This is a genomic window from Acidovorax sp. CF316 (assembly GCF_000276605.1).
Classification (GTDB): Bacteria; Pseudomonadota; Gammaproteobacteria; order Burkholderiales; family Burkholderiaceae_C; genus Acidovorax.
Genome location: NZ_AKJX01000122.1, coordinates 60,211 through 79,351, shown reverse-complemented (window position 1 = coordinate 79,351; position 19,141 = coordinate 60,211). Strand labels below are relative to the sequence as shown.

17 protein-coding genes are annotated in these 19,141 nt (G+C 68.5%); 7 read left to right on the top strand and 10 right to left on the bottom strand.

From position 1 onward, the window contains the following. Positions 1 to 15 precede the first annotated feature (15 nt). The 3 genes from urtB to PMI14_RS14825 form a co-directional block, all read right to left on the bottom strand. Positions 16 to 1,596 carry an urea ABC transporter permease subunit UrtB gene (gene urtB / locus PMI14_RS14835; RefSeq protein ID WP_007855658.1) on the bottom strand — a complete coding sequence of 527 codons (1,581 nt, stop codon included), beginning with the start codon at positions 1,594 to 1,596 and terminating at the stop codon, positions 16 to 18. Between the two features lie 120 nt (positions 1,597 to 1,716). Continuing rightward, positions 1,717 to 2,988, bottom strand: coding sequence for an urea ABC transporter substrate-binding protein (gene urtA, locus PMI14_RS14830; protein ID WP_007855656.1), 1,272 nt, complete (start codon positions 2,986 to 2,988; stop codon positions 1,717 to 1,719). 242 nt (positions 2,989 to 3,230) lie between these two features. Beyond that, a complete protein-coding gene (locus PMI14_RS14825) occupies positions 3,231 to 3,689 on the bottom strand; it encodes an Lrp/AsnC family transcriptional regulator (RefSeq protein ID WP_007855654.1) in 459 nt (152 codons plus the stop codon). 153 nt (positions 3,690 to 3,842) lie between these two features. On the opposite strand from PMI14_RS14825, the gene PMI14_RS14820 reads away from it, so the two are divergent. The 3 genes from PMI14_RS14820 (at position 3,843) to PMI14_RS14810 (ending at position 7,330) form a co-directional block, all read left to right on the top strand. Continuing rightward, positions 3,843 to 4,451 carry a glutathione S-transferase gene (locus PMI14_RS14820; RefSeq protein ID WP_007855652.1) on the top strand — a complete coding sequence of 203 codons (609 nt, stop codon included), beginning with the start codon at positions 3,843 to 3,845 and terminating at the stop codon, positions 4,449 to 4,451. Positions 4,452 to 4,574: 123 nt separating this feature from the next. Beyond that, positions 4,575 to 6,848, top strand: a complete 2,274-nt coding sequence (locus tag PMI14_RS14815) for a xanthine dehydrogenase family protein molybdopterin-binding subunit (protein WP_007855650.1) — start codon at positions 4,575 to 4,577, stop codon at positions 6,846 to 6,848. Between the two features lie 20 nt (positions 6,849 to 6,868). Continuing rightward, complete coding sequence (locus PMI14_RS14810; RefSeq protein ID WP_007855648.1) at positions 6,869 to 7,330, top strand: (2Fe-2S)-binding protein; 462 nt, start codon at positions 6,869 to 6,871, stop codon at positions 7,328 to 7,330. Positions 7,331 to 7,340: 10 nt separating this feature from the next. Here the strand turns inward: PMI14_RS14810 and PMI14_RS14805 are convergent, their stop codons facing one another. Both PMI14_RS14805 and PMI14_RS14800 read right to left on the bottom strand, forming a co-directional pair. Next, positions 7,341 to 8,399, bottom strand: a complete 1,059-nt coding sequence (locus PMI14_RS14805; protein WP_007855647.1) for a sensor domain-containing diguanylate cyclase — start codon at positions 8,397 to 8,399, stop codon at positions 7,341 to 7,343. A 14-nt stretch (positions 8,400 to 8,413) separates the two neighbouring features. Continuing rightward, complete coding sequence (locus tag PMI14_RS14800) at positions 8,414 to 9,604, bottom strand: DUF917 family protein (protein WP_007855646.1); 1,191 nt, start codon at positions 9,602 to 9,604, stop codon at positions 8,414 to 8,416. 165 nt (positions 9,605 to 9,769) lie between these two features. Here PMI14_RS14800 and PMI14_RS14795 point away from each other — a divergent pair, with 165 nt between their 5' ends. Together PMI14_RS14795 and PMI14_RS33575 are read left to right on the top strand one after the other, a co-directional pair. Next, complete coding sequence (locus PMI14_RS14795; protein WP_007855645.1) at positions 9,770 to 10,471, top strand: DUF3334 family protein; 702 nt, start codon at positions 9,770 to 9,772, stop codon at positions 10,469 to 10,471. Between the two features lie 14 nt (positions 10,472 to 10,485). Beyond that, positions 10,486 to 11,280 carry an AraC family transcriptional regulator gene (locus PMI14_RS33575; protein ID WP_007855644.1) on the top strand — a complete coding sequence of 265 codons (795 nt, stop codon included), beginning with the start codon at positions 10,486 to 10,488 and terminating at the stop codon, positions 11,278 to 11,280. Here the strand turns inward: PMI14_RS33575 and PMI14_RS14785 are convergent. Continuing rightward, complete coding sequence (locus tag PMI14_RS14785) at positions 11,240 to 11,953, bottom strand: glutathione S-transferase family protein (RefSeq protein WP_007855643.1); 714 nt, start codon at positions 11,951 to 11,953, stop codon at positions 11,240 to 11,242. The genes PMI14_RS33575 and PMI14_RS14785 overlap by 41 nt on opposite strands. A 77-nt stretch (positions 11,954 to 12,030) precedes the next feature. Here PMI14_RS14785 and PMI14_RS14780 point away from each other — a divergent pair, with 77 nt between their 5' ends. Both PMI14_RS14780 and PMI14_RS14775 read left to right on the top strand, forming a co-directional pair. Further along, a complete protein-coding gene (locus PMI14_RS14780; RefSeq protein ID WP_007855642.1) occupies positions 12,031 to 12,933 on the top strand; it encodes a LysR family transcriptional regulator in 903 nt (300 codons plus the stop codon). A 57-nt stretch (positions 12,934 to 12,990) separates the two neighbouring features. Beyond that, positions 12,991 to 13,623, top strand: a complete 633-nt coding sequence (locus PMI14_RS14775) for an FMN-binding negative transcriptional regulator (protein ID WP_007855641.1) — start codon at positions 12,991 to 12,993, stop codon at positions 13,621 to 13,623. Between the two features lie 22 nt (positions 13,624 to 13,645). On the opposite strand, the gene PMI14_RS14770 is transcribed toward PMI14_RS14775, so the two are convergent. The 4 genes from PMI14_RS14770 to PMI14_RS14755 form a co-directional block, all read right to left on the bottom strand. Next, complete coding sequence (locus PMI14_RS14770; protein ID WP_238541844.1) at positions 13,646 to 16,564, bottom strand: EAL domain-containing protein; 2,919 nt, start codon at positions 16,562 to 16,564, stop codon at positions 13,646 to 13,648. Positions 16,565 to 16,885: 321 nt separating this feature from the next. After that, positions 16,886 to 17,788: a hypothetical protein gene (locus PMI14_RS14765; protein ID WP_007855638.1), complete on the bottom strand. Its 903-nt coding sequence runs from the start codon at positions 17,786 to 17,788 to the stop codon at positions 16,886 to 16,888. Between the two features lie 179 nt (positions 17,789 to 17,967). Next, complete coding sequence (locus PMI14_RS14760; RefSeq protein ID WP_007855637.1) at positions 17,968 to 18,318, bottom strand: darcynin family protein; 351 nt, start codon at positions 18,316 to 18,318, stop codon at positions 17,968 to 17,970. Between the two features lie 35 nt (positions 18,319 to 18,353). Then, entirely contained in the window at positions 18,354 to 19,118 is a 765-nt protein-coding gene (locus tag PMI14_RS14755; RefSeq protein ID WP_007855635.1) for an SDR family oxidoreductase, read from the bottom strand. Between the last annotated feature and the right edge of the window lie 23 nt (positions 19,119 to 19,141).

The following is a 19,141-nucleotide window of genomic DNA, read 5'->3' as shown; positions in this document are numbered from 1 at the left end:
TCTGTCTCGATCCGCTCAGTCAGCGGTACGCCCTTTGACCGCGAAGATGCCCTGCGGCCGCTTCTGGATGAAGATGATGATGAGCACCAGCACGGCGATCTTGGCCAGCACGGCGCCCGTCCAGCCTTCGAGGAACTTGTTGAGCACGCCCAGGCCGAGCGCGGCATACACGGTGCCGGCCAGCTGGCCCACGCCGCCGAGCACCACCACCATGAACGAATCGACGATGTAGCCCTGGCCCAGGTCGGGGCCCACATTGCCCACCTGGCTGAGGGCACAGCCCGCCAGCCCGGCGATGCCCGAGCCCAGCGCGAAGGCGTACGTGTCCACGCGGGCGGTGTTCACGCCCATGCACGAGGCGATGGGGCGGTTCTGCGTGACGCCGCGCACGAACAGGCCCAGGCGTGTGCGGCTGATGAGGAAGGCCACGCCCCCGAGCACCGCCAGCGCGAAGGCGACGATGATCACCCGGTTCCAGGGCAGTTGCAGGTTCTCCATGAGCTGCACGCCGCCGCTCATCCACGAGGGGTTCTCCACGCCCACGTTCTGCGCGCCGAACACGCTGCGCACCAGCTGCTGCAGCATGAGGCTGATGCCCCACGTGGCCAGCAGCGTCTCCAGCGGGCGGCCGTAGAGGAAGCGGATCACGCCACGCTCGAGCACCGCGCCCATGAGCGCCGAAGCCAGGAAGGCGGCGGGCACAGCCGCCACCAGGTACCAGTCGAACGCGCCGGGAAAGTAGCGCTGGAACACGCCCTGCATCACATAGGTGGCGTAGGCGCCGATCATCATCAGCTCGCCATGGGCCATGTTGATCACGCCCATGAGGCCGTAGGTGATGGCCAGGCCCAGCGCCACCAGCAGCAGGATGGAACCCAGGCTGATGCCCGAGAACATGGCGGCCAGGCGATCGCCCCATTGCAGGCGCTCTTCCACCGCCTTGAGGGCGGTCTGCAGGGCGGCCTTCACCTTTGGATCCTCCTCGCTGCGCAGCTGCTCCAGCAGCACGGTGCGCGTGGCGGGGTTGGCGCTGGCAGCCAGCAGTTGGGTGGCCTCCAGGCGTTTGGCAGCGTCGCTGCTGCTGATGAGGATGCGTGCGCGGATACCTTCCAGGCGCACCTTGAGGCCGGCGTCCTGCTCGGCGGCCAGTGCCTTTTCGATCAGGGGCAGGCGGGCTTCGTCGGTTTCTTCGCGCAGGGCGTCGACGGCCTTGCGGCGCTGCGCGATGTCGGCGGACATGAGCTGCAGCGAGGCGAGCGTGGTGTCGAACTCGCCGCGCATGCGGTTGTTGTTGACGATGTCCTCGGCGTCGTCGGGCACGGGCACCTCGGCGCCGGTCACGGGGTCGATGCCCTTGTCGTCCTTGATGACGATGGCCTTGTCGCCGGCGATCTTCACCGCGTCGTCGCCCATGGCGCGGATGAAGGCGATGGTGGCCTCGTCGGGCGTGGCGATGGCGGCCTGCAGCGCGGCGATGCGCTCATCGGTGTCGCCGGCCGCCATGGCGCGCGCGGACTCGGCCGTGAGCGCGTGCGCCTGCGCGGCCGCACACAGCAGCAGGCAGGCAAACAGGCGGGGAATGAGGGATGAAAGCATAGCGGCCAGTGGCGTCAGGGGAATGCGGCGGTGCGCTGGCGTCGCCCCTCCTCCCGGGCAGGCCACGGAAGCGAGGGGGAAAGAAGGGAGGCGCGCTGCGCCTCCCGGAACCGACAGGGATCAGAGCTTGCTCTTGCCGTCCGGCTCGTCCTTCTTCTTGTCGTTGCCTTCGATGTACGGGCTCCATGGCTTGGCCTTGACCGGGCCAGGCGTCTTCCACACCACGTTGAACTGGCCGTCGGCCTTGATCTCGCCGATGAACACGCTCTTGTGCAAGTGGTGGTTCTTCTCGTCCATCTTGGAGACGATGCCCGACGGTGCCTTGAAGGTCTGGCCGGCCATGGCGGCGATCACCTTGTCCACATCGGTGCTCTTGGCCTTCTCGACGGCCTGCTTCCACATGTTGATGCCGATGTAGGTGGCTTCCATCGGGTCGTTGGTGAGCGGCTTGTCCTTGTGGCCGGCAATGCCCTTGGCCTTGGCGTAGTCGCCCCACTTCTTGATGAACTCGGTGTTGGCCGGGCTCTTGATGGACTGGAAGTAGTTCCAGGCAGCCAGGTGGCCCACCAGCGGCTTGGTGTCCACGCCGCGCAGTTCTTCCTCGCCCACGGAGAAGGCGACAACCGGCACGTCCTTGGCCTTCAGGCCGGCGTTGCCCAGTTCCTTGTAGAAGGGCACGTTGGAGTCGCCGTTGATGGTGGAGACCACGGCCGTCTTGCCGCCCTGGCTGAACTTCTTGATGTCGGCGACGATGGTCTGGTAGTCGGAATGGCCGAAGGGGGTGTACTTCTCGTCGATGTCGCTGTCCTTCACGCCCTTGGACTTGAGGTAGGCGCGCAGGATCTTGTTGGTGGTGCGGGGGTACACATAGTCGGTGCCCAGCAGCACCCAGCGCTTGGCGCTGCCGCCGTCCTTGCTCATCAGGTAGTCCACCGCGGGGATGGCCTGCTGGTTGGGCGCGGCGCCGGTGTAGAACACGTTCTTGGAGAGTTCCTCACCCTCGTACTGCACGGGGTAGAACAGCAGGCCGTTCATTTCCTCGACCACGGGCAGCACGGACTTGCGGCTCACCGAGGTCCAGCAGCCGAAGATCACCGAAACCTTGTCCTGGCCCAGCAGCTGCTTGGTCTTTTCGGCGAACAGGGGCCAGTTGGAGGCAGGGTCCACCACCACGGGTTCGAGCTTCTTGCCCAGGACACCGCCCTTGGCGTTGATCTCGTCGATGGCCATCAGCACGGTGTCTTTCAACACGGTTTCCGAAATCGCCATGGTGCCCGAGAGGCTGTGCAGGATGCCGACCTTGATGGTGTCCTGCGCATGGGCTGGCAGCGCAGACAGGCCAGCGAGCGTAGCGACGGCCGCAAGGGCCTTGAGGGAATAACGACGTTGCATGTGTGCTTCTCCAGAGGAAGGGGTGGTGGTTCATCAAACCGCTTCGCCCGATGGCGCCTGATCGGGCACCGGTTCGGTCGATGGAGTGGATTCTGGAGACTGCCCTCTGGATCGGGAATACGCCGGGTGGCGTACACGGCCGGTTACAAGAGGGATTCCGAGCACTACCCGCCCCTTGCTGGGCGGGCACTTGAAGCTACTGAAACGATAGCTGAAAAGGCAGCATTGGCATACGCCGCCGCTCAGCGCACGGGCCGCTGCAGCGCGTGCACGGTAGTGGTCTTGCGCACCGGGCTGGACAGCACCAACGAGGTGGTGACACCGCCGTGCTGCGCCAGCGCATCCACCACGCGCTGCAGGTCTTCGGGCTCGGCGATGGCGCAGCGCACGATGAAGCAGTCCTCGCCCGTGACACGGTCGGCCTCCAGCACCTCGGGCATGGCCGCGAACAGCTTCAGGTAGGGCGCGATGCCGGCATGCGTGGTCTGGATGCGGATGAGGGCCTGCAGCCGCACGCCGATGGCGCGCAGGCTGACGCGGGCGCCATAGCCTTCGATGACGCCCGCGTCCTCGAGCTTGCGCACGCGCTCGCTCATGGCGGGCTGCGACAGGCCGATGCGCTTGCCCAGGGCCGCCAGGCTTTGGCGGGCATCGGCCTGCAGGGCTTCGAGGATGAGCCAGTCCTTCTTGTCGAGTTCCATGGTGCTGCGTGTCGAACGGGGTTGCGGGGTGGCCGATCATCCATCGGTTTGGCAGCAATTATTCCGATGGCCGGCCCTTCCCGCGCCGCGCAAGGGCGCATACCGTGCAAGTCCTGCGGCCAATGGTGGCCGCGCTCAGAGGAAAACACGCCCATGCAGCTGGTTGGAATGCTCGACTCCCCCTTTGTCCGCCGCGTCGCCATCGCGCTCACGGTGCTTGATGTGCCGTTCACGCACCGGCCGCTCTCGGTGTTCAGCACCTTCGAGGCCTTCGGCCGCATCAACCCGGTGGTCAAGGCGCCCACCCTGGTCTGCGACGATGGTGGCATGCTCATGGACTCGACGCTGATCCTGCAATGGGCGGCCACCCAGTCCCGGCGCCGGCTGCAGCCCGCAGGGGGCCCGGCACTGCAGCGCGAACTGCGCCTGACCGGCCTGGCGCTGGCGGCCTGCGAGAAGGCCGTGCAGATCGTCTACGAACACCAGCTGCGGCCCGCCGACAAGCTGCACGCGCCCTGGCTGGACCGCGTGACAGGCCAGTTGCTGGCCGCATGCACCCTGCTGGAGGACGAACTGGCACGCGAGCCCCTGCCCGCCCCTGCCAGGGAGATCGGCGATGCAGGCATCACCATCGCGGTGGCGTGGGACTTCATGCAGATGATGGTGGCCCAGGTGGTGAAAACGGCGCACCACCCGGCGCTGGCCGCCCATGCCGGGCAAGCAGAGCAAATGCCCGCCTTTGCCGCCTGGCCAGCGCGCTGAGCGCAGCAAAAAAGCCCCGACAGGGGGCGATTTGCGGTTTGTGTCGCCTAGGCGTTGCCCACCGCCCCGGCCCTGGGTTTACGATGGTTGAAAGACGGTTCCCACGAGAGGCAGGCAACAACCATGGTGAAACGACGCACAGTGCTCTGGGCCGGGGCGGCCACAGCGGGCGCGCTGGTGATTGGCTGGGGGGCCCTGCCCCCGCGCCAGCGCCTGCGCACGGGCGCGCCGCTGCCCACGGCGGGCGGGCAGGCCGCGCTCAATGGCTGGCTCAAGATCGGCGCGGACAACACCGTCACGGTGATGATGGCCAAGGCCGAGATGGGCCAGGGCACGCACACCGGCCTGGCCGCCATCCTCGCCGAGGAGCTCGACGCCGACTGGCCCCAGGTGCGGCTGGAGATGGCGCCCATCGACGACATCTACAACAACCTGGCCACGGTGGTCGACGGCCTGCCTTTCCACCCCGACAACGACGGCTCCATCAAGGCTGTGGCCGGCTGGCTCACGGCCAAGACCATGCGCGAGGTGGGCGTGATGATGACGGGCGGCTCGTCCAGCATCAAGGACCTGTGGCAACCCATGCGCGAGGCCGGCGCGAGCGCCCGGGCCATGCTGGTGCGCGCGGCAGCCGCGCAGTGGAACGTGCGGGCCACCGAATGCAGCGTGCAGGCCGGTGTGGTGGAACATGCCGCAGGCCAGCGCGCCAGCTTCGGCGAGCTGGCGGCCCTGGCGGCGCAGCAGCCGCTGCCCGGCAAAGTGGCGCTCAAGGAGGCGGCACAGTTCCGATTGATCGGCAAGCCGCTCACACGCATCGAGGCGCGCAGCAAGCTCGACGGCACGGCCGTGTTCGGCATCGACGCGAATCCGCCCGGCCTGCTGCACGCCGCCGTGGTGATGTGCCCCACGCGCGGCGGCAAAGTGGCGCGCATGGACGGCGCCGCCGCCGAAAAGCTGCCCGGCGTGAAGAAGGTGCTGACCGTGGATGCCCTGAACGGCGGCACCGGCGCGGTGGCCGTGATCGCCGACACGCCCTGGCATGCGCGCAAGGCCGCAGCCGCCGTCACGGTGGAATGGGACCATGGCCCGGCGGCCGCCCTGTCGAGTGCGGCGGTGTATACGCAACTGGCCCAGGCGCTGGACCAGGCCAAGGGCTTTGGCTACCACCAGAGCGGCGATGCCGAAGCGGCCATGCAGGCTGCGGCGCGCACCATCACGGCCGACTACCGCGCGCCCTACCTCGCGCATGCGGCGCTGGAGCCCATCAACTGCACGGTGCAGTTCAAGGACGGGGCGGCCACGGTGTGGACCTCCACCCAGGTGCCCGACCTGGCGCGCGCGGCGGCAGCCAAGGTGCTGGGCATCGCCGAGGACAAGGTGGATGTGCAGCAACTGCTGCTGGGCGGCGGCTTCGGCCGCCGGCTGGAGGTGGACTACGTGGCCCAGGCCGCCGCCATCGCCCGCGCGGCCGGTGGTGCGCCGGTGCAGACGCTGTGGACGCGCGAGCAGGACACGCAGCACGACTTCTACCGCCCTGCCTGCATGGCGCGCTTCAAGGCGGGCTTCGATGGCGAGGGCAAGCTGGTGGCCTGGGACAACCTCTCGGTGGGCCAGGCCATCGTGCCGCAGGTGCTCGGGCGCATCTTCGGACTGCCCGGTGCCGGGCCGGACAAGACCACGTCGGAAGGTGCTTTCGACCAGCCCTACGAGTGGCCCCACGCGCGCATTGCCCACGAGATCGTCACGCTGCCGCTGCCTGTGGGCTTCTGGCGCTCGGTCGGGCATTCGCACCAGGCCTTCTTCAAGGAAAGCTTCATGGACGAGGCGGCGGCCGCGGCCGGGCAGGACCCGGTGGCCTTTCGCGCCGGCCTGCTGCAAAAGCACCCGCGCCATCTGCAGGTGCTGAAGAAGGCGGCCGAGCTGGCGGGCTGGGGCCAGCCGCTGGCAGCCGATGCATCGGGTGCGAAGCGTGCCCGGGGCATCGCGCTGCACCAGTCCTTCGGCTCCATCGTCGCGCAGGTGGCCGAGGTCTCGGTGGCGGCGGACAGCAAGGCCATCCGCGTGCACCGCGTGGTCTGCGTGATCGACTGCGGCGCGGCCATCAACCCCAACCTCATCACCCAGCAGATGGAGAGCGCCGTGGTCTTCGGCCTCACGGCGGCGCTGCATGGCGAGGTCACCGTGGACAAGGGCCAGGTGCAGCAGGCCAACTTCCACGACTACCCGCTGCTGCGCATGGCCGATTGCCCGCGCATCGAGGTCCACATCATCCCCAGCACCGAGCCACCCGAAGGTGTGGGCGAACCGGGCGTGCCCCCGATTGCCCCGGCCGTGGCCAACGCCCTCTTCGCGCTGAACGGCCAGCGCCTGCGCAGCCTGCCCCTGCGCGTGGCCTGAACCATCCTGGAGCCTCTTCCATGCCCACCACCCTTCGCATCAACGGCAAGGCCATTTCCGTGAACGCCGAGGCGGACACCCCCCTGCTGTGGGTGCTGCGCGGCGAACTGCACATGAACGGCACCAAGTTCGGCTGCGGCATGGCGCTGTGCGGCGCCTGCACCGTGCACCTGAACGGCGAGCCCACGCGCGCCTGCATCACGCCCCTGTCGGCCGTGGGCGACGCAGACATCACCACCATCGAAGGCCTGGCGGGGCCACAGGCCGAGGCCTTGCGCAATGCCTGGACCATGCTGGACGTGGCCCAGTGCGGCTACTGCCAGAGCGGCCAGCTGATGTCGGCCTGCGCCCTGCTCACCAAGACCGCGCGGCCCACCGATGCCGACATCGACGCCGCCATGGCGGGCAATGCCTGCCGCTGCGGCACCTACCCGCGCATCCGCGCGGCCATCCACCAGGCCGCGGGCAAGAGTAGCGGCTGACCCCCCGCGCTCAACTGGCCAGTGCGCTGCCCTGGATCTGCGCCGGGTCGAGCAGCATGTGGGCCCCGGCACGGGCCTCGGACTCTGCAGCCACGGCCGACTGGACATTGTTGCGCCCAGCCTGCTTGGCCCGGTACAGGGCCTTGTCGGCGGTGTTGACCAGCTCTTCGAAGCTGGCGCCCCGCACGTCGTACAGGGTGGCCACGCCGATGCTCACGGTGACGGTGACGCAGGCGCCGTCACCATCGACCAGCACGTTGTGGTCCGACACGCCCGTGCGCAACGACTCGGCCAGGCGCAGCGCGCTGGGTGCGTCGATGCCCGGCAGCACGATGACGAACTCCTCGCCGCCGAAGCGGGCCACGATGTCCACCGCCGTGCGCGAGCGCGCCAGGCAGGCCTGGGCCACGGCGCAGATCACCCGGTCACCGGCCAGGTGGCCCCAGGCGTCGTTGACGGCCTTGAAATGGTCGATGTCCACCACCATCAGCGACAGCGGCTGGCCCAGTTGCCCGGTGCGCAGGCATTCACGGGCGCCCAGGTCCATCAGCGTGCGCCGGTTGGACAGGCCGGTCAGCGAATCGCATGCGGCCAGTTGCTCCAGCGCCGTGTTCAGCTGCTGCAGCAAGGCGTTCTGCTCGCGCAGCTGGCGGTTGATCTGGGCGATCTCGTCTTCCTTGCGCTTGCGGTCATCGATGTTGAAGGTCACCCCGATCAGGCGCTTGCCCGGTGTGTCGGTGTGACCGTCCATGATGCGACCGTAGTTGGCGTACCAGACCCATTCGCCGCTCTTGGCGCGCAGCCGGAACTCGCAGCGGTACTGCGGCGTGACACCCGACATGTGGTCGGCAACGGCCGTCTGCACCGTCGCCAGGTCGTCGGGATGGAACAGACCGTAGACGTCCTGCAGGCCCGAGACGATCTCTTCCTCGGTAAAACCCAGCTCCAGGAAAGTCTTGGTGGCCTTGCGGGTGACGTTGCCGGTGAGCAGATCGTTCTCCCACAGGTCCAGGCCGGCCGCTTCCAGTGCCAGCTCGAGCCGCTCTCGGTTCAGGTCCGCTTCACCCATGGTGGCCCATCCACTCAGGCCGAGGGCATGGCACCGGCGTAGCCGATGTTGCGCAGCAGCCCCGCAAACGAAGCCACCACGCCCGGCGTGTTGTACAGCTGGGGGGCGGTCTGCACCTGGATGATGCTGACCTGCCGGCCGGTGCTCTTGCCCGTGGCGGTGTCGAAGTAGAGGGCCAGGTCATCGCTGGCATTGGAGAAGCCCCGGCCCGTGCTCTCGGAGTAGTAGCAGATCGAGTCGGGCGCGATGATGTCGGGCGAGGTGCTCGCCGTACCATACATGATGAGGTTCTCGTTCAGGTTGTACAGGTAATGGGTCTCGGTACTCTGCGACGGGTCCTGTGCATTGTCCAGGCGGATGATGCCGGAATCGAGCGAGGACGCGCTGGAGGTGGACTGGGTGACCGCCGTGATGTAGAAGTTGGTCAGCACCGCCTGGGCCGGCCGGCCGGTCAGCTGGGTGATGTTGGCCGCCACAGACGCCGTGGACGGCGGGCTGGCTGCCTGCAGCAGCGAAAACCCCAGTTGGCGCGCCTGCTCCAGCGTGCCGGGAATGTAGTTGCCCGACAGCGCGTAGCCGTTGCCCTGGTTCGATGGCCACATGGCGATGCCCGAGTACCCCCCGAAGCCGCCGACCACGCCGCCCGCCAGGGTTTCCACCTTGTCCGCGGTGGGCGCGCCCAGCACGGCCGATTCGACCAGCGGCGAAGGGGGGGCGTCGCTGGCCAGCGCGCAAGGGCATGGCGCCAGCTGCGCGCTGCCGGTGAAGGTGGTCTGCGGCAGTTCGGGCACGGCGCGGCCGGCGCCGTCGCCGTTGACCACGTAGATCGTGCCGCGGGACATGCCGGCCCCGATCAGTGGCACCAGGGAGTTGATGGGGCCAATCTCGACCGGGATCACGCAGCCCAGCGGCGCCCCGGTGGCCTGCTCGAACACCTGTGAGGTGTTGGTGATGGAGTTCTGGATGGCCGCGAGGGTCAGCCCGTCGGCGGCGTCGGGCGATCCCATGATGGCCAGCACGCAGGAAGCGGTGGCGCCGTCGTAGTCCTTGACGGTGACCGGCGTGAAGCTGCCCTGCTGCGCCAGTTGCTGCAGGATGGTGCAGGCATCGTTGTAACTGCCACCGCCGCCACTGGCCAGTATCGCGGCGCCCGCCGCGACAGCCTCCAGATCGCCCAGCCCATAGGTAAACACTGCAGCCGCCATTGGATTCCTCCCTGTTGTATTGGTTGGCTGGCACGATACGCCTTGCCGCTTGATTGTCAACCCGAAGCAGGCCACAGTGGCAGGAAAGCACGCTGGCCGACGGCGGCGGCTTCGCCTATGCTCTGTACAGCACCCTTTTTGTCGAGTAGCAACCCCGCGAATACCATGAGCCACACCGAAACCTCCGTCATCTACGGCACCGAAGACCTGCTGATCAGCCTGTGCAACTCGGTCACCCGCGTGCTCAATGTGGCCACCCACAGCCAGATCCACTATTCAGGGATGGTGCAGCGCATCAGCAAGACCTGCCTGAAACCCGACATCGGCTGCTTCGTGCTGTTCGACGGCGGCTTCTCGGGCCTGGTGATCATCAACTTCTCGGCCCAGGCCGCCATGGAGCTGTATTCGAGCTACCTGTTGAACATGGGCATGTCCAAGGATGACCTGGTCTCGTCCTATACCTCCGACGAGGTGTCCAACGTGATGGGCGAGCTCATGAACCAGGTGGTGGGCGACTTCACCGGCAAGGTGCGGCGCGAGCTGCAGACCCACATCACGCAGAACCAGCCCAAGATGCTGGTGCTCAACAAGCAGGTGATGCTCAGCGTGGACGCCAACCTGGACAAGCCCGAGGCGCGGCGCGTGACCTTCTACACCGCCAGCAACAACATCTTCTACCTGGAGCTGGCCATCGACCGCACCGAATTCATCAAGATGGTGGATTTCGAAGCCCAGGACACGCCGGATCCCGACGCGCTGATGTCCCAGAACGAACGGGGCGCACAGAGCACCCCGGCGCCGGCTCCCGCTGCGGACAGCGGCGGCGGGTCCGACACCGACGAACTGCTCAAGTCGCTGGGAATGTAGTCGTCCGCGCCGGCATGCGCCAGACCGCGCCGCAAACCCTGCCCTACGAAGAACTGCCGCTGGGCCCGCTGGACCCCCAGCGGATCGAGGCGCTGTGGCGCTACGGTCCGGTGGCCGGGCGCCGGCAGGCCGTGCTGCCCGATGGCCGCATGGACCTGGTGGCCCACGCGGTGCTGGACGCCAGCGGCGGCATCGTGGCCGTCAGCCTGGCGATTGCCGGCCCCGCAGACCGCCCCAGCACCGTGGCCCACCGCGCCGCCGTTTGCAGCGTGGGCGTGCGCTTCCAGCTGGGCTGGGGTGGCGCCTGCCTGGGGCTCGACCCGGCCGCGCTGGTGAATCGGGTGCTGACCGGGCCCGCCGCAGAGCAGGCGCTCGGCCCCCTGGCCACCCCGGTGCTGGCCGCGACCTGCGCGGACGGCCTGCAGCATGCGCTGGCGGGCGCGGCGGCGGCCCTGGCGCGGCGAGCCGGCCCGGCCACTGGCCCCTCCCAGGCCCGCGCCCTGCAGGCCCTGCGCTGGCTGCGCCAGCACCCCGGTGCCCCGCTTCAGGCGCTGTGCACCGCCCTGGCACTGCCCGAGCGCACGCTGCGCCGCGACATGCTGGCCGCCGTGGGCCTGCCGCTGCGCAGCCTGGCCGGCATCCTGCGCTTCCAACGCGCCATGGCGCTGGTGCAAGGGGGGCGCCTGCCTTCGCTGGCCCACCTGGCACAGGAGGCGGGCTATGCCGACCAGGCGCACATGACGCGGCAGTTTCGCAAGCTCGGCGGCTTTACGCCGGCATTGCCGCAGCTGGTGCCGGTGGCGGCATAGCCCTCGCCCGCTCCGCCAGCGCACCCTGCCGGGCGTGCAGAAAGGCGCGCAGCCGGTCCCCATAGTCCGCACCCACGGCGCCAGCCACCGAGGGCCGGGCCGCCAGCGCCGTGCGCCAGGCCGCCACGCGCGGCAGGCCGGTGAACACGCCGAAGTCGCCGATCCGGTCGAATACATCGAAATAGCGGAACACCGGGCCGAAGACCGCATCGACCAGCGTGAAATCCGATCCGGCAAAGTAAGGACCCGCTTCGGCGCGATCCGACAGCTGTGCCTCGACCTGCACGAACAGGCGCCGCAGGTCCCCGGCACGGACCGCCAGAGCGGCTTCGTCAGGGGCACCGTAGAGCGCACCGATGGCGTTGAGCACGGCCGAGCCGAACTCCATCCAGCCCCGGTGCCGGGCACGGGCCAGCGCGTCCTCGGGGTGCAGGCGGGGCAGGAATGTCTCGTCCAGGTACTCGCAGACCACGGCAGATTCGAAGACCGGCTGGCCATCGACCAGCAGCACCGGTGTCTTGCCCAGCGGCGAGATCTGGAGAAACCAGGCCGGCTTGTCGGCCAGGTCGATGTCGATGCGTTCGAAAGCGATGCCCTTTTCTGCCAGGGCGATGGCCGCCCGCTGGACGTAAGGGCACAGGGGGTGGCTGATGAGGGTGAGCGCGTGGGGCATGGCAGAGGTCCTTGAGGGGTGGGAGCTCTGAATCTATGATTGCGTCAGCGAAATCAAAATACGCAGCACCGCAAACCATGATTGCAACAACGCAATATCAAGCCGCCCCTTTCCAGTTGGGTGCCGGCGACCTGGAGAACGTGCTGGCTCTGGTACGTGCCGGCACGCTGGCCGGCGCCGGCGAGCGCCTGGGGGTGGACCCGTCCACCGTGTTCCGCACACTACAGCGCATCGAGCGCGGGCTGGGGCAAGCCCTGTTCACGCGCTCGCGCACGGGCTACCAGGCGCTGGAGCTGGCACAGACCCTGGCCGGGCATGCCGAGCAGCTGGAGTCGGCGCTGGAATCGGCGCGCTCTGCCGCGCAGGCGCAGCAGCAGCCTGAGCGCGTGTCTGGCACGGTGCACATCACCACCACCGACACCATCCTGCACGGCCTGGTGGCACCCGCGCTGCGGAGCCTGCAAGGGGAGCACCCGCTGCTGCAGTTCGAGCTGCATGCCGGCAACGACCTGGCCAGCCTGACGCGGCGCGACACCGACATCGCCGTGCGCGCCACGCGCCGCCCACCGGCCCACCTGGTGGGCCGGCAGGTGGGCCGTATCCGCATGGCGCTGTATGCCGCGCGCCAGGGCCCGGTGCAACAGCTGGCCGATGTGCAGGCCGGCCAGGACTGGGTGGCGCCCGACGATGCGCTGCCCGAGCACCCCTCGGTGCTGTGGCGCAAGCGGCATTTTCCGAAGGCGGGGGCGCGCTACCGCGTGGGCAGCATCCTCACCGTGATGGAGCTGGTGGCCCTGGGGCTGGGCGTGGGCGTGCTGCCGGTCTTCCTGGCCCAGCCGCATCCCGGCCTGGTGGCGCTGACCGGGTCACTGGACGAGTGCGAGACCGGGCTGTGGCTGCTCACCCACCCCGAGTCGCGCCACCTGCGCCGCGTGGCCACGGTGTACGGCCACCTGGCGCGCACGCTGGTGCTGGAGTAGGAAACCATTGGCCGGAACGTTCAATACGCACACACCGCACCGGCCGACACTGGGGCCATGCACGCCCAGCCCCTTTTTGCCGAGAACGACCCGGCCACGCTGCTCCACTTGGTGGCCAGCTACCCCCTGGCCACGCTGGTCACCACCAGCGCCACCGGTGCAACCGATGTCCATCTGCTGCCCCTGGAGCTGCACCAGCCGGACGCTGCGCCGGCCTGCCTGCGGGGCCATGTGGTGCGCGACCATCCAATGCGCCGGGATGTGGCCGATGGCAGCAGCATGCTCGTGCTGTTCCAGGGCCCCAACGCCTACATCTCGCCGCGCTGGTATGTGAATGGCCAGCGCAGCGCGCGCCTGGCACCGAGCTGGAACTACGTGGCCGTGCAGGCGCGCGGGCACCTGCGCTGGGTGGACGGCAACCCCGCCTGGGTGCTGGCCCACCTCGCAGCCCTGACGGCCGCGCAGGAGGCCGGGCGCAGCGAGCCCTGGTCGCTGGAACTGGCGGCGCCCGACTACGTGCAGGGCGCGGCCCGGCACCTGGTGGGGTTCGAGATCGAGGTCACGGCACTGCAGGGCAAGCGCTTTTTGTCGCAGCAGCGCACCGAGGCCGACCGGCGCAGCCTGGTGGAGCACCTGGTGCGCGAACCCTCGGGCATGGCGCACGATGTGGCGCGGCTGATCGTGCCCTGAACAGTAGGGGTTTGGGCCGGTTTCAGTGCGCGTCGGAGCGGCGCTCGCCGAACAGCCCGGCCTGCCCTGACGGCGGTCCGCTGGCACCCAGCAACTGCACGAACTGCGTGAGCTGCGGGTCTTCGATGAAGCTGGCGGCGGAGGATGCGGCGAGCAGCTTCTCGGGCGACTGGGGCCGCGCCACGACGAAGCCCTGCACATAGTCCACGCCGATCTCGGCCAGGGTCTGCACCGTGGCATGGTCTTCGGCCCACTCGGCAATGGTCTTCATGCCCAGGTTGCGCGCCAGGCTCACGATGGCCTCGACGATGGCCACGTTGGCCGGGTGGCGGTTCATGTTGACGATGAAGTTGCCGTCGATCTTGAGCAGGTCGGACGGCAGGTCCTTCAGGTAGGAGAACGAGGTGTAGCCGGCGCCGAAGTCGTCGAGCGCCACCTTGGCGCCATAGGAGCGCACCTGGCTGATGAAGCGGCGCGTGTTCTCCAGGTCGTGCAGGGCCACGCTTTCGGTGATCTCCAGGCACAGCCAGCTCGCCAGGTGCGGGTGCTCGTCGAACAGGGCGAACACGTCGTCGATGAAGGCCTCGTCGTTGAGCGAGGCCCCGCTCAGGTTCAGGCACACGAACTGGGTGCGCCCGAGCTGCCCGTGGTGCTTGCCCAGCCAGTCGAACACCGTGCCCAGCACCCAGCGGTCGATGACACCCATGCGCCCGCTGTGCTCGCCCGCGGCGATCAGCCGCGGTGTGGGCACCAGCGCGCCGCTGGCGTCGCGCATGCGCAGCAGCACCTCGAAGTTGAGCGACTCCGTCGGCGCCGTGAGCGACATGATGGGCTGCATCTCCAGGAACAGGCCCTCGATGCGCTCGTCGGACGACAGGCGCTCCACCAGCTTCATCTCCGTCTCGTGGGCGATCAGGCCCGGCGCATCGCGCTCGTACACCGCCAGGCCGTGGTGCAGGCCACGCTTGGCGTCGCGGCAGGCATGGTCGGCGGTGGACACCACGTCACGGATGGTGCTGCCCGGCGCCACCTCGATGAGGCCGATGGAGCCGCGCACGTGGAACGAGCGCGCTCCCACCCGGTAGGGGCTGGTGCAGATGCTGGAGACGATGCCCTGGCTGATGAGCCGGGCCAGCGTGATGTGGGTGTCCGGAAAGACGATGAGGAACTCGTCGCCCCCCACGCGCCCGATCTGCATGTTGCCCGACAGCATCTGCGAGACGCGCGCGCACACCTGCTGCAGCACGTCGTCACCGGCCGCATGGCCGAACAGGTCGTTGATGAGCTTGAAGCGGTCCAGGTCCAGGTAGGCCAGCGCCAGCGGCTTGCCCTGGTTGCGCTGGGCCAGCGCCGATTCGAGCACCTGCTCGATGCCGCGGCGGTTGAGCACGCGCGTGAGCGCGTCGTGGTGGGCCAGCACGCGCAGGTTCTCAGTGGCGCGCGATTTCTCGGTCACGTCCTGCAGCGAGCCTTCGATGCGGCCGCGCGCCTGGGTGGCACGCACCATGAAGCGCCGGGTCAGTTCCCCATCGTCGCGCCCGCTCACCGCAAACTCGGTTTCGGTCTCGCCCTGGCCATGCACCATCTGGTCGAGCTGCAGCCAGGCCGCGTCGCCGAACTGCGCGCGCCAGGTGCGCCCGCCGTTGTCCAGCAGGCCGTCGCCCAGCATGTCCACCAGCGCAGGGTTGGCACTCAGGAACCGGCCCTGCAGGTCGAGCGTGAACAGGCCGATGGGCATGGCCTCGTAGGCATGCTGCAACTGGGCCTGCACCTCCAGGCGCTTGACGTGCTCTTGGCGCATCTGCTCGGCAATCGCCAACGCGGCCAGCAGGCTCGACGACAGGGCCGCCGTGACGTGGTTCACGGTGCCCACCAGCACCTTCATGCCATAAGCCGCCGCCACGATCTCCGAAAAGCTCGACAGGAAGGTGACCCCCAGCGACGCGCCGTACCACAGGGCCACGCGCGAACGGGTCTTGAAGACGATGCGCACCAGGCTCACCGTCATCAGCAGGAGGCCCACGCCCGTGGACACCCACATCATGGGCAGGTACAGGCCGTAGGGCAGGAACACGGCGGCCAGCAGCAGCGGCACGCAGGCCCACTGTGCACCGCGGATCCAGGGGCCCAGGCGCGAGCGGTCCAGGTCTTCCTGGAACAGGTTCTTGTACAGCGTGATGGTGAGAAAGCCGTAGATCGCCACCGTGAGCGCACGGGTCGGAAACAGCCAGGGCGTGGGCACCAGGTGGCCCAGCCACTGCACGTCCCAACCGGCAGAGATGGCCCCCACGCGCAGCGTGACCACCAGCCAGGCCGCGAACAGCACATACAGCGACTGGCGATTGATCAGCGCCGTCATGAGCACGAACATGCCCAGCACCACCAGGCCGCCTTCGAGCAGACCCAGATTGCGGTGGAATTCGAGCACCGAGGCCTGCAGGTCGGTCTGGGCCCACCAGTCGGCCTGCAGGCGTGCCGGCCCGACGAAGGCCGCACGGCACAGCACGCGCTGGCCGGCACTGGCCTCGGGCAGGCCGAAGCCGGCCTTCATGGGGATCAGGCTGCCGCTGGCCTGCTCGCGTGTGGCCTGGCCGAGCGACACCAGGCTCCTGCCATCCCAGCAGGCCATCTCGACGGCGTGGCGCGAAGGGAACAGCACCGAGGGCGGCTGCGCCATCGAGACCGGCAGGTCCACCAGGAACCAGACCGGCTCCTCGGACAGGTTGGTGTCATGGAAGGATTTGAGCGGCCGGTTCGCCAGCGCGGCCAGTGCCTGTTCGGAGGTGAGCTCTGGCGCCGCCTGGGGCAGCACGCGCATCATCAGGGTGTGGCCGCCGGCCGACAGGTAATTGCTCTGCCAGAACAGCAGCGCCCACACGGCCACGCCAGCCATGGCAATGGGAATGATGTAGATGGACATCGCGCGCAGCAGCCAGTCCACCAAGACTACGCCGCGCCGTACCCAATGCCGTGCGTGCTCCTGCAATCGCGCTGACCCCATGGTTTCGTGTGGATGCGCAGCCCACGGCCACGCGCTGGATGGCGCATGGGCCACGGCCAGGCAAGCAAGGCCGCGATCACGCGCAAACTTCCATCTTGTCACGGAACACACGGCCTGCACCGCAAGTCTTTGCGCGTTCCCCCTTTTTTGTGGGAGTTTACAAAGCAACGGGTACAAAAAAGGCCACCGCAGGTGTGGCCTTTTTACCAACAGGTGATTTTGGCGTGCAGGGCAGGCCCCACCCTGAAGGGGTGGGACGACTCAGGCAAACGCCCGGTTGCTGATGCGCGCCGGCAGCTCCCGGCGCCCACTGGCGGCTGCGCGACGCGGCAGCGGCTGGGCCCCGATCGCCTTGCCGCTGGCAGGCAGGCTGCGCACGGGTGCCGGACCCATGTCGATGTCCGGATGGCGGGTGTGGCAAAAGAAGTTGAGTGCCGGGTGCTGTGCCTGCTGCCAGCGCGCCGGGCCGCTGTCGATGTCGAAGGCCATCACCCGGTGCGGCAGATTGCCGGCATGGGCCAGCGGGATGAAGCCCTGGGCAGGGAACAGGTCTTCGAACAGCAGTTGTTCGTAGTGCCGGTCGATGGGGGCCCGGCCCGCCGCAATGGCCTGCTCGATCCCCTGGCGCTCGCAGTACTGGAAGGCCGCCTTGATGAGCACGGTCTTGACCAGGCGGCCCATGGTGCCCCCCACGATGCCCAGGCGCGTGACTTCGGCCAGGTGCATGCCCTCCATCCACAGGGGCAGGTTGACCGACTGCTCCACGCTCAGGGCGCGAAAGCGGTTGCTCTGGATGCGCGCCGTTCCCAGCGGAGAGCCATCGAGCTTGGACTCGGCCAGCAACACCACGACCCCGTCTTCGTAATCGGTGGACTCGGGCTCTTGCAGCTTTTGCGCCAGGTCGGGCACATGGCGTGCGTAGGCCGCATGGCGGATGTGCACCGCCTTGCGCAGGTCCGCCTCATTCTTGACGAGGCGCACCCAGAAGGGCAGCCGCTCCTCCCTGGTGGCCAGCCGGTTGAGTGCGTCCATGCGGGTCGGCTGCGCCCCACCGGCAACCCGGCCTGCCAGCGCCGGCGACGATGCCACGCCAAACGCCCGCGAGGGCAGCGGTGGGTGCACGCGCACGGTGGGCGCGGAAGCATTGGCGATGGACTCAAGCATGATCGGGCCTCGGGGACAAGAAAAATTTCGCAGATTGCGCAAGTCCACTGTAGGGGCCGCCCCGGATTTCTTGAGTCAGGGCCGGGATGGAAATCCTGTCTCCTTTTTTCGGACACGCGCGGTCCGAAGTTGCCTGACAGGCTTGTCTGCCTGGCCGGCAGTCGCATGTCTCCCATGCACTAGGCAAGCTCCCCGGATTTGCCTGGGGACTTGTGGCGTTCGAAGGCCTCGAACCCGCCCTCGATGGCGGGCACGATCTGCACCACATCGAAGTACGGGTGCGCGATCAACGGCGAATCGCGCAGGCGCTCCATGAAGAAATACCAGGCGCGCGGGTCGGGCGTCTCGACCAGCATCACGTCGCTGCAGGAGGCGCTGAAGGCCTCGGCATCGAAGTAGCGCATGGCCAGTCCCGCGCCCGGCCCCAGCAGCGGGTGCAGGTGCTCGGCCGTGAGCGCGTTGCGGCGCTCGCGCGGCAGTTGCAGCCAGGCGGTGGTGGCCCGCAGGTGGACGAAGAAGGCGTAGTTCATGGTGCGTGGCTTTCAGGGAGGGAAGCTTGGCAAGCTCAGGCCTTTTGCAGGATGCGCGCGAGCAGCCCCGGCGCCCAACGCTGCAGCGCAGGCACCCAGCGCGCCTTGCCGATGTGCAGCTCGGCCCGGCCTGCGAGCAAGCCCGCGACCAGCGCCTGGGCCGCCTGGTCGGCCGGCAACTTGCCGCGCCCCCGGCCCTGGGTCATGGGCGTGTCCACCAGGGGCATCACCGCCTCGACGACCCGCACGCTGCTGCCGCGCAACTGCACCCGCAGCGCCTGGGTGAACAGGCGCAGGCCGGCCTTGGTGGCGCTGTAGACGGCGGCCGTGCGCTTGGGCGCATGGGCCAGGGCCGAGGTGACGTTGACCACGCAGGCCCGGCCCAGGCCCTGAAAGTGGGGCAGCAGCGCCCGCGTGAGGGCAACGGGTGCGATGAGGTTCACATCCACCTCGCGCTGGATGTCGCTGCTGCCGTACCCTGCGTCGTCCAGGCGCACATCGTGCTGGATGCCGGCGTTGTTGATGAGCACGCCCACCTCGGGAAAGCGCGCCACGATCTGCGCCGCCAGCGCATCGATCTCGCCGATGCGGCCCAGGTCGGCCGGCCAGGGATCGATGAGCGCGTGCCGCGCCGCCAGCGCCTGCAGCCGGCCTGCGTCGCGCCCGATGGCGACCACGGGCACGCCCAGGTGCGCCAGGTGCAGGGACAGCGCCCAGCCGATGCCCGAGCTGGCGCCCGTGACGATGGTGCGTGGCAGCGGTGGCTGCAGTGTGTGTTGTTCTACAGTGTGCGGGTTCATGGCTGCCACTGTAGGCAGCCGCT

Excerpts from the sequence above, each read along its gene's own strand:
- PMI14_RS14775 (WP_007855641.1), top strand. The coding sequence starts at position 12,991 with ATGCACGCCCAGCCCCTTTTTGCCGAGAACGACCCGGCCACGCTGCTC.
- PMI14_RS14780 (WP_007855642.1), top strand. The coding sequence starts at position 12,031 with ATGATTGCAACAACGCAATATCAAGCCGCCCCTTTCCAGTTGGGTGCC.
- PMI14_RS14805 (WP_007855647.1), bottom strand. The coding sequence starts at position 8,399 with ATGGGTGAAGCGGACCTGAACCGAGAGCGGCTCGAGCTGGCACTGGAA.
- PMI14_RS14800 (WP_007855646.1), bottom strand. The coding sequence starts at position 9,604 with ATGGCGGCTGCAGTGTTTACCTATGGGCTGGGCGATCTGGAGGCTGTC.
- PMI14_RS14815 (WP_007855650.1), top strand. The coding sequence starts at position 4,575 with ATGGTGAAACGACGCACAGTGCTCTGGGCCGGGGCGGCCACAGCGGGC.
- PMI14_RS14760 (WP_007855637.1), bottom strand. The coding sequence starts at position 18,318 with ATGAACTACGCCTTCTTCGTCCACCTGCGGGCCACCACCGCCTGGCTG.
- PMI14_RS33575 (WP_007855644.1), top strand. The coding sequence starts at position 10,486 with ATGCGCCAGACCGCGCCGCAAACCCTGCCCTACGAAGAACTGCCGCTG.
- PMI14_RS14810 (WP_007855648.1), top strand. The coding sequence starts at position 6,869 with ATGCCCACCACCCTTCGCATCAACGGCAAGGCCATTTCCGTGAACGCC.
- PMI14_RS14755 (WP_007855635.1), bottom strand. The coding sequence starts at position 19,118 with ATGAACCCGCACACTGTAGAACAACACACACTGCAGCCACCGCTGCCA.
- PMI14_RS14825 (WP_007855654.1), bottom strand. The coding sequence starts at position 3,689 with ATGGAACTCGACAAGAAGGACTGGCTCATCCTCGAAGCCCTGCAGGCC.
- urtA (WP_007855656.1), bottom strand. The coding sequence starts at position 2,988 with ATGCAACGTCGTTATTCCCTCAAGGCCCTTGCGGCCGTCGCTACGCTC.
- urtB (WP_007855658.1), bottom strand. The coding sequence starts at position 1,596 with ATGCTTTCATCCCTCATTCCCCGCCTGTTTGCCTGCCTGCTGCTGTGT.
- PMI14_RS14785 (WP_007855643.1), bottom strand. The coding sequence starts at position 11,953 with ATGCCCCACGCGCTCACCCTCATCAGCCACCCCCTGTGCCCTTACGTC.
- PMI14_RS14795 (WP_007855645.1), top strand. The coding sequence starts at position 9,770 with ATGAGCCACACCGAAACCTCCGTCATCTACGGCACCGAAGACCTGCTG.
- PMI14_RS14765 (WP_007855638.1), bottom strand. The coding sequence starts at position 17,788 with ATGCTTGAGTCCATCGCCAATGCTTCCGCGCCCACCGTGCGCGTGCAC.
- PMI14_RS14820 (WP_007855652.1), top strand. The coding sequence starts at position 3,843 with ATGCAGCTGGTTGGAATGCTCGACTCCCCCTTTGTCCGCCGCGTCGCC.